This is a genomic window from Nocardia brasiliensis ATCC 700358 (assembly GCF_000250675.2).
Lineage (GTDB): Bacteria > Actinomycetota > Actinomycetes > Mycobacteriales > Mycobacteriaceae > Nocardia > Nocardia brasiliensis_B.
Map to the genome: position 1 here is coordinate 7,712,138 of NC_018681.1, position 14,207 is coordinate 7,726,344.

The 14,207-nt window shown below is 67.4% G+C and carries 16 protein-coding genes; 11 read left to right on the top strand and 5 right to left on the bottom strand.

Features of this window, described 5'->3' with window-relative positions; translation table 11 throughout:
• Positions 1-21: 21 nt before the first annotated feature.
• On the top strand, positions 22-549 hold the full coding sequence (locus O3I_RS34305; RefSeq protein WP_141691875.1) for a GNAT family N-acetyltransferase: 528 nt from the start codon (positions 22-24) through the stop codon (positions 547-549).
• Between the two features lie 31 nt (positions 550-580).
• Here O3I_RS34305 and hisN read toward each other — a convergent pair whose 3' ends face one another.
• Together hisN and O3I_RS34315 are read right to left on the bottom strand one after the other, a co-directional pair.
• Entirely contained in the window at positions 581-1,366 is a 786-nt protein-coding gene (gene hisN / locus O3I_RS34310; protein WP_014987631.1) for a histidinol-phosphatase, read from the bottom strand.
• A gap of 121 nt (positions 1,367-1,487) precedes the next feature.
• The gene (locus O3I_RS34315; protein ID WP_014987632.1) at positions 1,488-2,075 is read right to left on the bottom strand and encodes an NADPH-dependent FMN reductase; all 588 of its coding nucleotides are present in this window, start codon (positions 2,073-2,075) and stop codon (positions 1,488-1,490) included.
• Positions 2,076-2,218: 143 nt separating this feature from the next.
• Here O3I_RS34315 and O3I_RS34320 point away from each other — a divergent pair, with 143 nt between their 5' ends.
• The 4 genes from O3I_RS34320 to O3I_RS45140 all read left to right on the top strand — a co-directional run bounded on the left by O3I_RS34320 (position 2,219) and on the right by O3I_RS45140 (position 5,461).
• Positions 2,219-3,067, top strand: a complete 849-nt coding sequence (locus tag O3I_RS34320; protein WP_014987633.1) for a helix-turn-helix domain-containing protein — start codon at positions 2,219-2,221, stop codon at positions 3,065-3,067.
• A gap of 92 nt (positions 3,068-3,159) precedes the next feature.
• Positions 3,160-4,275: a peptide chain release factor 2 gene (gene prfB / locus O3I_RS34325; protein WP_014987634.1), complete on the top strand. Its 1,116-nt coding sequence runs from the start codon at positions 3,160-3,162 to the stop codon at positions 4,273-4,275.
• 126 nt (positions 4,276-4,401) lie between these two features.
• The gene (locus O3I_RS34330) at positions 4,402-5,247 is read left to right on the top strand and encodes a mechanosensitive ion channel family protein (protein ID WP_014987635.1); all 846 of its coding nucleotides are present in this window, start codon (positions 4,402-4,404) and stop codon (positions 5,245-5,247) included.
• A gap of 25 nt (positions 5,248-5,272) precedes the next feature.
• The gene (locus tag O3I_RS45140) at positions 5,273-5,461 is read left to right on the top strand and encodes a hypothetical protein (RefSeq protein WP_141691874.1); all 189 of its coding nucleotides are present in this window, start codon (positions 5,273-5,275) and stop codon (positions 5,459-5,461) included.
• Positions 5,462-5,486: 25 nt separating this feature from the next.
• Here O3I_RS45140 and O3I_RS34335 read toward each other — a convergent pair whose 3' ends face one another.
• Positions 5,487-6,116 carry a TetR/AcrR family transcriptional regulator gene (locus tag O3I_RS34335; RefSeq protein WP_014987636.1) on the bottom strand — a complete coding sequence of 210 codons (630 nt, stop codon included), beginning with the start codon at positions 6,114-6,116 and terminating at the stop codon, positions 5,487-5,489.
• A 90-nt stretch (positions 6,117-6,206) separates the two neighbouring features.
• Here O3I_RS34335 and O3I_RS34340 point away from each other — a divergent pair, with 90 nt between their 5' ends.
• From O3I_RS34340 to ftsX, 4 genes are all read left to right on the top strand, one after another.
• Positions 6,207-7,646: a carotenoid oxygenase family protein gene (locus O3I_RS34340; protein WP_014987637.1), complete on the top strand. Its 1,440-nt coding sequence runs from the start codon at positions 6,207-6,209 to the stop codon at positions 7,644-7,646.
• Between the two features lie 52 nt (positions 7,647-7,698).
• On the top strand, positions 7,699-7,950 hold the full coding sequence (locus O3I_RS34345) for a DUF6374 family protein (RefSeq protein WP_014987638.1): 252 nt from the start codon (positions 7,699-7,701) through the stop codon (positions 7,948-7,950).
• 246 nt (positions 7,951-8,196) lie between these two features.
• The gene (gene ftsE, locus O3I_RS34350; protein WP_014987639.1) at positions 8,197-8,886 is read left to right on the top strand and encodes a cell division ATP-binding protein FtsE; all 690 of its coding nucleotides are present in this window, start codon (positions 8,197-8,199) and stop codon (positions 8,884-8,886) included.
• Positions 8,886-9,791: a permease-like cell division protein FtsX gene (gene ftsX / locus O3I_RS34355; protein WP_014987640.1), complete on the top strand. Its 906-nt coding sequence runs from the start codon at positions 8,886-8,888 to the stop codon at positions 9,789-9,791. The genes ftsE and ftsX overlap by 1 nt, the downstream gene beginning before the upstream one ends.
• 103 nt (positions 9,792-9,894) lie before the next feature.
• Here the strand turns inward: ftsX and O3I_RS34360 are convergent, their stop codons facing one another.
• A complete protein-coding gene (locus O3I_RS34360) occupies positions 9,895-10,266 on the bottom strand; it encodes a MerR family transcriptional regulator (RefSeq protein ID WP_014987641.1) in 372 nt (123 codons plus the stop codon).
• A gap of 59 nt (positions 10,267-10,325) precedes the next feature.
• Between O3I_RS34360 and O3I_RS34365 the strand changes: the two genes are divergently transcribed.
• Positions 10,326-11,087, top strand: a complete 762-nt coding sequence (locus O3I_RS34365) for an alpha/beta fold hydrolase (RefSeq protein WP_014987642.1) — start codon at positions 10,326-10,328, stop codon at positions 11,085-11,087.
• A gap of 30 nt (positions 11,088-11,117) precedes the next feature.
• Here the strand turns inward: O3I_RS34365 and O3I_RS34370 are convergent, their stop codons facing one another.
• Positions 11,118-12,590 carry a glycosyltransferase family 39 protein gene (locus tag O3I_RS34370; RefSeq protein ID WP_141691873.1) on the bottom strand — a complete coding sequence of 491 codons (1,473 nt, stop codon included), beginning with the start codon at positions 12,588-12,590 and terminating at the stop codon, positions 11,118-11,120.
• Positions 12,591-12,786: 196 nt separating this feature from the next.
• Here O3I_RS34370 and O3I_RS34375 point away from each other — a divergent pair, with 196 nt between their 5' ends.
• Positions 12,787-14,181 (top strand): acyl-CoA dehydrogenase family protein, encoded by a 1,395-nt coding sequence (locus tag O3I_RS34375; RefSeq protein ID WP_081594209.1) that lies wholly within the window; start codon positions 12,787-12,789, stop codon positions 14,179-14,181.
• Positions 14,182-14,207 lie beyond the last annotated feature (26 nt).

Consider the following 14,207-nt stretch of genomic DNA (forward strand, 5'->3'; position numbering starts at 1 on the left):
GCAGTTCGGAAAGGAAGCAGCATGCCGGAACCCGCTCCCATGATCGCGGCCACCCGCGCCGACGCCGAAGACATCGCGCACCTGCGGGATCGACTGGCCCGGTGGATGGTGGACAACGGCATCGACCAGTGGCATCCGGGCGAATATCCCGCCGAACTCGTCGCCGCCGAGACGGACCGGGGCGAATGGTTCGTCTGGCGCGACGACACGGGAACCCTGCTCGCCACGGTCCGCCTCGTGTGGCGTGATCCGGATTTCTGGGGCGCGGACGACGACACCGAGGCCGGCTACATCCACGGCCTCATGGTCGCGCCGGAACAGCGCGGTCGCGAACTCGGCAGCCGGATCATCCAGTTCTGCACCGACTACACCCTCGACCAGGGCATCACCCTGCAGCGCCTCGACACCGCCGCCAACAACCCGGTGCTCCGGAAGTACTACACCGCACAGGGTTTCACCGAACTCCGCGAGGTCCCGCTCCCGGCCCACTTCCACGGCAACATCAACGTCGTCCTGATGGAGCGCCTACTGATCCCCGCCGACGCCTGACGACGGATCTGCCGGAAACAGCTCAGGCCGATCAGGCCCGCAAGCGGCTGAGTGTCTCGTCGTGCAGCAGAGCGTTGGTGGCGATCGCGTCGCCGCCGTGCGGGCCCGGGGTGCCATCGAGTGCGGTGAAGCGGCCGCCGGCTTCGCGGACGAGGATGTCGAGGGCGGCCAGATCCCACAGGGAGACTTCGGGTTCGGTGGCGATGTCGACGGCGCCCTCGGCGAGCAGGCAGTAGGTGAAGAAGTCGCCGTAGCCGCGGACGCGCCACACGGCGTCGGTGAGGGCGAGGAACTTGTCCCGCAGGCCGCGTTCCTGCCAGCCGGACAGGCTGGAGAAGGCGAGGCTGGCGGCATCGAGTTCGCCGACCGCGGACACCGCGATCGGTGTCGGCGCCGCAGTGTCGACGCGATGCCAGGCGCCCGCGCCCGCCGCCGCCCACCAGCGCCGGGACAGCGCGGGCGCGCTCACCACGCCGACCACCGGGACACCGTCGTCCAGCAGCGAGATCAAGGTGGCCCAGATCGGCACCCCGCGGACGAAGTTCTTGGTGCCGTCGATCGGGTCGATCACCCACTGCCGGCCCTCGAATTCGACGTCGCCGCCGAACTCCTCCCCCAGCACCGCATCGCCCGGCCGCTGCTCACCCAGCACCTGACGGATCGCCTTCTCCACCGCCAGATCCGCGTCCGACACCGGCGTCAGATCCGGCTTGGCGTCCACCCGCAGGTCGAGCGCGCCGAACCGCGCCCGGGTGATCGCGTCGGCCTCGTCCGCCAACCGCAGGGCGAGTTCCAGGTCCGAGGAGTAGTCAGCCACGCACGCACCCTATCGGTCCCGGCATCGAGCGGGACGACCGCGCGGGCGAGTTGTGCGTCGTCGACGTGGGTTCGCGCCTCGATCCACCGCCGAGCCCGCACCGGACACGGCCGGGAAAGGCTCACGCCACCGTGACGGCGCGAGCCGCGCTCAACGCCTCGGCCCACCAGTGCAGTTGGTCGAGCAGGGCCTGGGCGGCCGCGGCGGGCTCTTCGGGATCGCGCAGCTTGCCCTGCTCGTCGAACAGCAGGTAATAACGCGGGAACGAGACGTAGTTGCGCACCGTGTGCGCGTTGAGCTCGTTGAAGATCTGCCGCAGGTGCTCGATCGCGAGCAGCCCGCCGCTCAGACCGCTGTACCCGACGAATCCGATTGCCTTGCTGTCCCATTGGGTGAAATGCCAGTCGATCGCCGCCTTCAGCGCCGCGGGGATGCTGCGGTTATAGTCGGGCGTGACGATCACGAACGCGTCGGCCTCGGTCAGCCGCCGGGTGAGTTCCGTCATGCCTGCCGGACGTTCGGGATTCGGGTCCATCGCGGGCGGCACCTCGGGCAGCGCCAGCGGAACATGAGCTTCGGCCAGGTCGATCACGTCCACCTCGAACGCCCCGTGATTCCTGGCGTGCTCGGTGAACCATTCCGCGACAACGGGTCCGAACCGTCCCTCCCGGACACTGCCGATGATCACCGCGAGTTTCAAAGCCGACATCAGTTTTCTCCTCCACTGTCGCGGTGACCGTCCGATCGCCGCACAGATCAATCTGCTGGCCGCCGCGAAGACGAGGGAGACCGTCGTGAGAGTGGTAGTGGCAGGGACACCCTCGGCGGGTGACCGCTTGTTACGTTCGACAGGTGAGCGACAACGAGCTGGGCCTGTACCTGCGCACCCGCCGCGAGGCGGTCACCCCCGCCGAGGTCGGACTGCCCACCGGGCCGCGCCGCCGCACGCCCGGGCTGCGCCGCGCTGAGCTGGCCATGCTGGCCGGTGTGAGCGTGGAGTACATCACCCGCCTCGAACAAGGTCGCGACCGTCGTCCGTCACCGCAGGTGCTTTCCGCGCTCGCGGATGCGCTGCGGCTCACCCCGAGTGGCCGAATCCACCTGCACCGCCTCACGAAATCGGCCGACAGCGGGTTCACCTGCATGGGTGACGCGCAGCCGCCGCGGGAGGTGCGTCCCGCGGTGCGCGCCGTGCTCGACCGGCTCGAGCCCGCGCCCGCGGTGGTGGTGAACCGGCTCACCGAGGTGCTCGCGCACACCGAGGGTTACCACCGGCTGATGGCGCCGACCGGCCTGTTCGACAGCACGCCCGCGAACCTGGCCCGGTTCGTGTTCACCGACCCGCGGGCGCGCACCGCGTACCCGGACTGGCACCACCTCGCCGATCACACGGTCGCCACCCTCAAACAGGGGCCGTTCCGCAACGACGCGCACATCGCGATGCTCGCCGACGAACTCACCGTCACCGTCGGCCCGGAGTTCACCGAGCGGGTCGACACAGTGCCGAGTCTGCCCGCCGCCACCGGGATCAACCGTTTCGTGCACCCCGAGATCGGCGCGCTGCGCCTGGCCTACGAAACCCTGGAACTGTCCGCCGACGACGATCAGCACTTGATCGTGCACCTGCCCGCGGACGACGCCACGGCCAGCGCCCTCGACACCCTGACCGGCCGCCGTCCCGGCGCATTGCGCGCGGTCTGAGCGCCGCCGGACGATCACCGGTCCCCCGGCACGACCCGGCACGGCCGCACTGCTGCTTCGGCAGTGACGCTGTACCAGTAGGCTTGAGCATCGTGCATCCTGACGTTTCCGCTGATCTCGCCGAACTCGACGCCACCCTCAAGACGGTCGAATCGGTCCTCGACATCGAGGAGCTGCGCCGACGTATCGACGAGCTCGAGCATCAAGCCGCAGACCCCGATTTGTGGAACGACCAGGACCACGCGCAGCAGGTGACCAGCGAGCTCTCGCACGCGCAGGGTGAGCTGCGCCGGGTCGAGGAATTGCGTCAGCGCCTAGACGACCTGCCGGTGCTCTACGAGCTGGCCGAGGGCGAAGAGGGCGACTCGCGGACCGCCGCGCTGGCCGATGCCGACGCCGAACGCGCCGCGCTGCACGGTGACGTGGAGGCGATGGAGGTGCGCACCCTGCTGTCCGGCGAGTACGACAAGCGCGACGCGCTGGTCAACATCCGCTCGGGCGCGGGTGGCGTGGACGCCGCCGACTGGGCCGAGATGCTGATGCGCATGTACATCCGCTGGGCCGATCGGCACAAGTACTCGGTCGAGGTCTACGACACCTCCTACGCCGAAGAGGCCGGTATCAAGAGCGCCACCTTCGCGGTGAAGACGCCCTACGCCTACGGCACACTCTCGGTGGAGATGGGCACGCACCGCCTGGTGCGGATCAGCCCGTTCGACAACCAGGGCCGGCGCCAGACCTCGTTCGCCGAGGTCGAGGTGCTGCCTGTGGTCGAGACCACCGACCACATCGAGATCCCGGAAGGCGAGGTGCGCGTCGACGTGTACCGGTCCTCCGGGCCCGGCGGCCAGAGCGTCAACACCACCGACTCGGCGGTACGCCTGACGCACATCCCGACCGGCATCGTGGTCACCTGCCAGAACGAGAAATCCCAACTCCAGAACAAGATTTCGGCGATGCGGGTGCTGCAGGCCAAGCTGCTCGAACGCAAGCGGCAGGAAGAGCGCGCCGAGATGGACGCGCTCAAGACCAACGAGGGCGCCTCCTGGGGCAACCAGATGCGCTCCTACGTGCTGCACCCGTACCAGATGGTCAAGGATCTTCGGACGAACTATGAGGTCAACAACCCGTCGGCGGTACTCGACGGTGACATCGACGGTTTCATCGAATCGGGTATCCGCTGGCGGATGCGCGAACAGGCCAGCTGACGCGAACAACCCAGTTAAGTCCGGCTTTTTGCTCATTAAGTCCGCCCGCTTGCGCGGAATCGGCGGGCGGACGCCGGTAACCTGTCTGGCGTGCGTCCAGTCGGAAGTTCCCTCGAGGTGTTGACCATGTCGCTCGCGACGACCTCGGAGACCACGAACTGGCTGCGTTCCAATGGTCTCGAGATCGTGCTGCTGATTCTCGGCGCGGTGCTGTTCAGTCGATTCGCGACGTTTATCCGGGATCGGATCACGCGCAAGATCGACGAGGGCTTCCGCGGCGGCGACGCGCTGGTGCGGTCCGAAGCGGCCAAGCATCGGCACGCGCTGGCGCAGGTGGTCACCTGGGTGGTGCTGACCATCGTCTATGTGCTGGTCGGCATGGAGGTGCTGCGCAGACTCGGTTTCGCGATCACCGGTTTGGTCGCTCCGGCGGCGGTACTCGGCGCCGCGCTCGGCTTCGGCGCGCAGCGCATCGTGCAGGACATCCTGGCCGGATTCTTCCTGATCACCGAGCGGCAGTACGGCTTCGGTGACGTAGTTCGCATCGCGGTGACTGGCTCCGCGGAGATGGCCGAGGGTACCGTCGAAGACGTCACGTTGCGGATCACCACCTTGCGCAACTCGGACGGTGAAGTGATCACCGTGCCCAACGGGCAGATCGTGAAAGTGACGAATCTGTCGAAGGATTGGGCCCGCGCCGCCATCGACGTACCGGTGCCCGCGACGGCCGATATCACCAGGATCAACGAGATCCTGCACGACGTCGGTACAAAGGCGTACGAAGACGCTCGGTTGAAACCACTGCTCCTCGACGAACCCTCGGTGATGGGTGTCGAGGATCTGACCGTTGACCAGATGAACATCCGAATGGTTGCCCGCACACTGCCAGGCAAACAATTCGAAGTCGGACGCGAACTGCGGGTGCGGGTAGCCGCAGCATTGCGCCGGGAGGGTATCAGTGAGACCACGTAGAACCATCTCGCTTCTGAAGGAGTCGGTGCGTCCCAGCACGCTCTTGAAGGAATCAGTACGACCGCGACGTTCCACCGCGATGCTGATGGCGGCGTGGATCGCGACGCTCGTCCTGTACCTGTTCGTCAAGCCGGACGACGCGATGGTGTCCCGCCCGGAACCGTTGAACACCGTTCCGGCAGCAGTGAATCCGGCGGTCGCCCCGCCCCGCTGAGCCCGTCGCGCTCACCTCGCCGCGTTCAGGAGGTGCGCGTGTTGCCGAGCACGCCGACACACATGTCGGCGCACTCGGCGGCGAGTTCGGCGGTTGTCAGCTCGAGCGTGCCGTCGAGCCAGCCTTCGATGAGCTGATTGACACCGCCCGTGATGAACAGGGCTGCGCGGCGGAGCCAGGCCGGGTCGGGGGTGATCCCGAGCGCCGTGGGCGCGTGCGCGACCACGAGGTCGGCGATGATCGTCAGCACGTCGTGTCGCCGCCGCACCAGGGCCGGTAAGTCGCCGGGGTCGCTGGCGACGATGCGGTGGATGTGCCGATCACCCGCGACTGCCTCCAGAAATGCCTGGAGCGCGGAGCGGAGCTGGACCTCGGCCGGTCCGGCACTCGACACCCCCGCCTGCACGAGTATCGCGAGCAACTGGTCGCGCACCTCGTCTGCGACGGCGGCCAGCAGTTCTTCTCGATTGGGGAAGTGCTCGTAGAAGTACCGATCGGTGAGTCCCGCGGTTTTGCACACGCCACGCACCGTGACGGCGGCGATCCCGGATTCGCCCCAGGTCGTGCGGGCGGCGGCGAGCAGCCGAGCGCGACGCTCGGCGCTGCGGTCGGCGGCGCTGACACCGCCGTAGCTGCGCACGGCCTGGTTCGTCATTGACAACACTCTAGGCGGACTCCTACATTTGCGGACGTACGTCATCAGATGACAAGCGTCATCAGATTTGCGATTCAAGGGAGAATCCAGATGACCAACGTGCCCAACGGCCCCGCCTACCGCCAGGTCACTGCGCCGCTGCTGGACGAGCTCGACTACTACGTCACCCGGATCGACGGACGACTGCCGGAGGAGCTGCGGGGCACGCTGTATCGGATCGGGCCGGGTAAGCATCAGGTCGGACGTTCGTTGCTGCACAACGTGTTCGACGGTGACGGGATGGTTTCGCAGTTCGTGCTCGACGGGTCGACGGTGCGCTTCCGCAATCGTTACGTCCGCACCAGACATTTCGAGCATGGGCAACGGTCGGATCGGATCCGCTATCGCGGTGTGGGCGGGCAGATTCCGGGCGGTCCAGTGGCCAACGTCGGCCGGCTCCCGGCGAACGTCGCCAACACCAATATCGTCAACTATGACGGCGGGCTGCTCGCGCTGTGGGAACTCGGCAACCCGCACCGGATCGACCCCGACACGTTGGACACGTTGGGCCCCACGGATTTCGACGGCAGGCTCGGTTTTCTGGGTGCGTTCTCCGCGCACCCGAAATGGGATCCCGCCACCGGTGAGATGTACAACTTCGGCTTGGACATCCTGCCCACCCCGCGCATCCGCACCTACCGTATCGACCGGAGCGGGCGACTACACCGGCTCGCGACCATCCCGATGCTCGACCTGCCCTGGAATCACGACTTCGCCCTCACCGCAAGGTATCTGGTGTTCGTGCTCGACCCGATTCTGCCGAACATCCCGAAGATCGCGCTGGCCACCCACTCGTTCATCGAGGCACTCGACTTCAAGCGCGCCAAAGGAACTCGTTTTCTGCTCGTCCCGAAGAACGGCGGCAGGGCGCGGATCGTAGAGCACGAAGCGCTACTTCATGTGCACCTCACCAACGCCTACGACGACGGCGACGACGTCGTGCTCGAGCTGGTGCGCCTGGACACCGCATGGGACGAGTTCCGCCGCATGACCGGAATGGTCAACCGCGCCGATGCCGGGCGACCACAGTTCCCGGACTCCAGGCTGATGCAGTACCGAATCACCAAGAGCGGCCAGGTCATCGAACACCAACTCACCGACCGCTCCGGCGAGTTCCCGCAATACGACTGGCGTCGCGGCACCCGCGAACACCGATACACCTACCTCGCCGGCGCGGGCGGCCCCGCCGGACTGTTCGACTCCATCGTCAAGGTCGACCACCACACCGGTACGGTTCGCAGCTGCGAACTGGGCGCGAGTTCGGTCGGCGAGCCTTTGTTCGTACCCCGCTCCCGCGACGCCGCCGAAGACGACGGGTGGCTGCTCGCCCTCAATCACGAACTCACCGAGAACCGTTCGCAGTTGCTGATTCTGGACGCCCGCGATCCCGAGCGCGGACCGCTGGCCACCGCCTGGCTCGACCACCACATCCCGTGGGGTTTCCACGGCACCTTCACCCACCGCGTCGCCCGGCCCGGCCCGCACACCTGACGCCCGAGCCGCTCATATCGAACATGAGTTCGACTCGAGGTATCGTCGGCCCATGTCACAACCTTCGCGCCGGGAGTGGGCGACGTGGAATCTCGAACAGGTCCGTGACCAGCTGCTCGACGCGGCAGCGTGCGGCAAGCGGCTCCCGCCCGAGCAGTTGGAGCAGGCGGCCGGAAAGATCGGCGAAGGTCTGCGGGTGTTCCAGGAGCTGACCCGAGGGGCCGCCGAGTTCGGCGCGGCGGCGGGACGCGGGTGCACCGGCCGCGGCCAGCTCGGCCCGCGGGGCGAATGGCCGAACCGATAGCGACCGGATCGGACAGGTGCGTCCGTGCTCCCGTGGACCGGCCGCGGCAAGCGCTAGGATCGCTGGCGCGGGTTACCCCTGGTTAGCTGGAATTCGGCCGGTAGCGCGCCACCGCACGAAGCCCAGCCGTGGCCGACCGCTGGGCACCGATGTAGAGCAGTGCCACGATTGGAGCGAAATGCCCTGCCAGACAAGGCAAAAGCCGCCTGGACGAGCGGGTCTGCGACACCCCGTCAGGGGGCTGATGTGATCACCATGCGCAACGTCACCAAGTCGTACAAGACCTCGACGCGACCGGCGCTGGACAACATCAGCGTCGAAGTCGGCAAGGGCGAGTTCGTCTTCATCATCGGGCCGTCCGGTTCGGGCAAGTCGACCTTCATGCGGCTGCTGCTGAAAGAGGAGACCCCTACCGCGGGACAGATCCAGGTCGCCGACTTCCGGGTGGACAGGCTGCCCGGTCGCAAAGTGCCGAAGTTGCGCCAGCGGATGGGCTGCGTGTTCCAGGACTTCCGGCTGCTGCAGCAGAAGTCGGTGCACGACAATGTCGCGTTCGCGCTGGAGGTGATCGGCAAGCGACGCCAGTTCATCGAGCGCACCGTCCCCGAGGTGCTGGAGATGGTCGGGCTCGGCGGCAAAGCCGATCGACTACCGAGTGAGCTGTCCGGCGGCGAACAGCAGCGCGTGGCGATCGCCCGCGCCTTCGTGAACCGGCCCCTCGTGCTGCTCGCCGACGAGCCCACCGGCAACCTGGACCCGGACACCAGCGGCGACATCATGATGCTGCTGGAGCGGATCAACCGGATCGGGACGACGGTGCTGATGGCCACCCACGACAACCACATCGTCGACGCGATGCGCCGACGGGTGATCGAACTCGATCGGGGCCGGCTGGTGCGCGACGAGGCGACCGGCGTCTACGGGGTTGATCGCTGATGCGCGCGAGTTTCCTGTTCAGCGAGGTCTTCGCGGGCCTGCGCCGCAATGTCACCATGACGATCGCGATGATCCTGACCGTCGCGGTCTCGTTGACCATGCTCGGCGGTGGTCTGCTCGCGGTGCGGATCGCCGACAAGACCGAGCAGTACTTCCTGGATCGGCTCGAGGTGCGGCTGTACCTCACCGAGGACGTCTCGGCCAACGACCCGGACTGCTCGCGGGATCCGTGCAAGACGCTGATGGCGGACCTGAAGGCGACCAAGGACGTGGAATCGGTCCAGTACCTCAGCCGCGACGACGCCGTGCGCGAGGCCAAGGAGAAGACCTTCAAGGACCAGCCCGAGCTGGCCAAATACGTCAGCGAGACGCCGCTGCCCGCGTCGCTGCGGGTGAAGATGAAGAACGCGGAACTGTATCCGCAGATCTATGAGAAGTTCTACGAGCGGCCCGGCGTCGGCCTGGTGCGCAACGACAAGGACATCGTGGACCGCCTGGTCAGTCTGTTCGACGGGTTGCGCAACGCGGCCTTCGGCCTCGCGGTGCTCCAGGCGCTGGCGGCGCTGCTGCTGATCGCGAACATGGTGCAGATCGCGGCCTTCACCCGCCGCACCGAGGTCGGCATCATGCGGTTGGTCGGCGCGACGCGCTGGTACACCCAGCTGCCGTTCCTACTGGAGGCGGTGGTCGCGGCGCTCGCCGGATCGGTGGTCGCGGTGCTCGGCCTGCTCATCGCGCGGCCGCTGGTGATCGACCGGGCGCTCGGCGATCTGTTCTCCAGCAAGGTGTTTCCGCGGATCACCGGCGACGACATCGCGATGGTCGCGCTGGTGATCGCGCCGGTGGGTGTCATCTTCGCGGCGTTGACCGCGTACGGGACGCTGCGGTACTACGTGCGGGAGTAGCGCCGAACGCCACCGCGAGCCGGTCCGGGAACATCCTGGGCCGGCTCGCTGCGTCCGTGCATCGTGTTTCGGCGCGCGCCCAGTGCGGTGCAGTTCAGCAGACCTACGTGACGGGTTGCGCTTCGCGGATCGTGGCCCGGGTGCGCACCAGCAGTTCCCGCTGCCGTTCGAGTTCGGCGATTCTGGTGTCCAGCTCGCTGTGCCTGTTCGCCACAATGCCCAGGGACTTGTCGCAGGCTTGGATCCACCGCGCGTCCCCGCGATCCACGGCGCACGACAGCAGGCCGCGGATGTCCTCGGTCGACAGTCCCGCCGCCAACATCTGCCTGATGTAGCCGACCTGCTCCGGCGCGTCGTCGGCATAAGACCGATAGCCGAGCGAGTCACGCTGTGGCTCCAGCAACCCCTGCTCCTCGTAATACCTGAGCAGGCGGGTGCTCACGGCCGTGCGGCGGGCCAATTCTCCGATCAACATATGACCTCCCTCACCGCCCGCTTGCCTTCACACTCATGTGAATTCCTAACTTGGCCGGCATGACAGCAATTCCCTTGCAGACGACCGTCACCGGTTCCGGCCCCGGCCTCGTTCTCGCGCACGGCGCGGGCGGCACCATCGACACCAACTTCGGCACCCTGATCCCGGCGCTGGCCGCGACGCACACCGTGGTCGCCTCCGACTATCCGGACGAGGACGTGCGACTCGACCTCGACGGCTTGGCGGACGCGCTCGTCGGCGCCGCGGTCGAGCGTGGCGTGGAAACGTTCACTGTGCTGGGCTACTCACTCGGCAGCACGGTGGCCGTGCGGGCCGCAGTACGACACCCCGACCGGGTGCGTGGCCTGATCTTGGCCGCCGGGTTCGCCAAGGCCGACAACCGGGCTCGCCTGGCTGTGCAGCTCTGGCAGGACCTGCTCGAGCGTGGGGAAGCCACCACCTTCTCCCGGCTGACGCTTTCGATGGCGTTCAGCGCGACCTTCTTGAACGAGCTGTCCGCCGACGCGGTCGACGAAGCCGTCCGGGCCGGCGCCACCACCATCCCGGGCGGCACCCGGCAGCAGGCTGCCCTGGTCGAACGAGTCGACACCACACGGGATCTGCCGCGGCTCGAGGTGCCGACCTTGATCGTCAACGCGACCGAAGACCTCTTGATCGACCCGTCGAATTCGCGTTTCCTCGCCGACACCATCCCGGGAGCCGAGTACACCGAGATCGCGGCCGGTCACGTCCTCATGGCCGAACAGCCCGAGCAGTGGCGTAAGACCGTCGACGAGTTCCTGGTTCGGCACAGTCTTTGAGATACCGGCACGGCTGACCCGTCTGCCGGGTCAGCCCAGGTGCTTGGCGCGAGCCCAGAGTTCGGACCACGGCGCGCGCAGGTCGCGGCAGATGAACAGTGGTTCGCCCTGCTCGTCGTTGTCGATGTCGAGCCCGTTGTCGATCCGGCCCGCGGGTTGGATATCGGCGAAGATCTCGGCCAGGCGGTCACGGTCGATACCGACGGTGAGGTACTCGGCGGTGCCGTCGCGCGGCGGCCCCCACCACCAGTACGAGTTGTGGCCGGAATGCGGCACGGGCAGGCGGTACGGGGCGCCGAAGCGTTCGATGGCTCCGGCTTCGCCGTAGTTGGCCGTGAGCACGGCGACATTGTCGCCCATGCCCGCACGCACCGCGCCGACCTGACGGACGAATTCCGGCCAGCCGATCGTCTCGCCGGCGTCGTAATTGACCGCGAGGACCGGCGTGTCCTTCAGCACCGAGACGGGCAGTACCGGCAGAAACAGCACCGCACAGAGCGCCGCGTTGACCGCGACACCGAAACTCACTGCGGCCCAGCGGGTCTTGCGCTCCCCCAACCAGCCCGCGAGCGGGACGGCACCGGCCGCGAGCAGGATCGGATACATCGAGCCCAGGTAATAGGCTTTGCCGCCGATCACGAGGAACAGCACGAAGAGCAGGCCGTACGTGGCGGCGAAGGCGCGATAGCGGCGGTCCCTGGCCAGCCGCCACAACCCGAAGAGCCACAGCGGCACCAACACGGGGCCCATCAGCCCGAACTGCAAGAGCACGAACATGATCGGGGAATCCGAGGTGCCGGAGGAGCCGCCCGCGATCGCCCGGCCCATCTCCCATTGCGGCCAGCCGTTGCGTGCCTGCCACACCAGATAGGGCAGCCAGATCAGCACGGCGATCCCGATCGCGAGGGGAAAGTACTTGGTGGCGAAGATCTTTCGCGGCCCGAACAGGAGCAACGAGACCACCAGCGCGGCGAGCGGGAAGATGAGCAGCAGTTTGTTCTGCAAGCCGACGCCCACGACCACGCCGATCACAATCCACAGACGTGGGCCGTTGAACCACAACGATTTTCGCCGAGCCGTCGATTCGACGCCGTCCTGGCCCACGAGTTTCAGTGCCAGCAGCGACAGCACCGACCACACGGCCAGGTCGAACACCGCGGTGCTGAGCATGTGCCCGGCGCCCATCAGCAGGGCGGCGCTCGCGACCGCCGCGGCGGCCAGTGCCTGCGCGCCTCGGCCGCCGCCGAACTCCCGAGCGAGCAGTCCGGCGCAGACCACCACGAGGGTTGCCGCGAGCACGCCGGGCAGCCGCAGCAGGAGTAACGAATCGGGATCGATTGCCGCCATCAGCTCGGCCACCAGCGGAGTCAACGGGGGCTGGTCCGGGTACCCCCAGGAAAGATGCCGACCGGCCGCCAGGAAATACAGCTCGTCCCGGTGATACCCGTAACGCGAGGCCAATGTGACAAGAACTACGGCAAAGCACGCCGCAACGATGGGCACCCCTTCAGCGTGGCACAAACGCCGCCGTCGCGCGGGCGGTCCGGGCTACGCACGCTCGGCCGGAGGTCGCGCTGCCGAGCCGGTCACAGCGGCGTATGCTGCACCTCGACGCGGTTCTTACTGGGGAGTAAGATAGTCTTACTCAGGAGTAAGATAGCTGGGACAAGACCTCACCCCCACCCACCCGAGAAAACAGGTGATGATGAGCACTCGAGACAGCGCAACGAAGCGACGTCCAGACACGTCCGCGGTCGGCCTGAACCACCCCAAACGGGACTGGATGGGCGCGGCTATGCGGGTGATGACGACCCTGACCGGGTCGGAACTCGCCGAGAAGTACAACCTGCGCAAGCCGATCGAGCGAGTCACCTACGAGGGCACCAAGACCGGCTTCCGCACCCTCGGCGCCGCGACCCGCGTTTTCGCCAAGGTCACCGGTAACGGCCAGCCGAAGCGGCTCGCGCCCAACGAGGCGAAGAACAAGGACTTCTTCGACCTCACGCCGACCGACGAGCAGCAGATGATCACCGAGACGGTGAAGGAATTCGCCGACGAGATCCTGCGCCCGGCCGCCTACGAGGCCGACGCGGCCGCCAAGGCCCCGCGCGATCTGCTCGAACGCGCCGCCGAACTGGGCATCACGCTGATCAACGTGCCCGAGGAACTCGAAGGCGCCGCCTCCGAGCGCGGTGCGGTCACCAATTCCCTTGTGGCCGAGGCGCTTGCGCACGGCGACATGGGCCTGGCGCTGCCCATCCTCGCGCCGAGCGGCGTCGCGGTCGCCCTCTCCCAGTGGGGTACCGACGCCCAGCAGAAGACCTACCTGCCCGCCTTCACCGGCGAGAACGTGCCGCAGGCTTCCGTCGTGATCAGCGAGCCGCGCGCACTGTTCGATCCGTTCGCGTTGCAGACCAAGGCCGTTCGCTCCCCCAGCGGTTACCGGATCTCCGGCGTGAAGAGCCTGGTGCCCGCGGCCGCGGACGCCGAACTGTTCCTGATCGCCGCCGAACTCGACGGCCGCCCTGCGCTTTTCATCGTCCCCTCGGACGCGCCCGGCCTGGTGGTCGAGGCCGATCCGAGCATGGGCCTGCGCGCGGCCGGGCTCGGCCGCCTGCTGCTCGACAACGTCGCGGTCGGCACCGACGCGATCCTCGGTGACGGCGACGCCAAGCAGCGTGCCGAGGACTACGCCGACGCGGTCCGGCTGGCCCGCCTCGGCTGGGCCTCGCTCGCCGTCGGCACCGGACAAGCCGTGCTGGACTACGTGATTCCGTACGTGAACGAGCGCGAAGCGTTCGGCGAGCCGATCTCGAATCGGCAGGCGGTCGCCTTCATGGTCGCCAACATCGCGATCGAACTCGACGGGCTGCGGCTGGTCACCCTGCGCGGCGCCTCCCGCGCCGAACAGGGACTCTCCTTCGCCCGTGAGGCGGCGCTGGCCCGGAAGCTGGCCACGGACAAGGGCATGCAGATCGGCCTCGACGGCGTGCAACTGCTCGGCGGTCACGGCTTCACCAAGGAACACCCGGTCGAGCGCTGGTACCGCGATCTGCGGGCCATCGGCGTCGCCGAAGGTGTCGTGCTCATCTAGTCGGCCCGTTCCTTACTTCAGGAGAC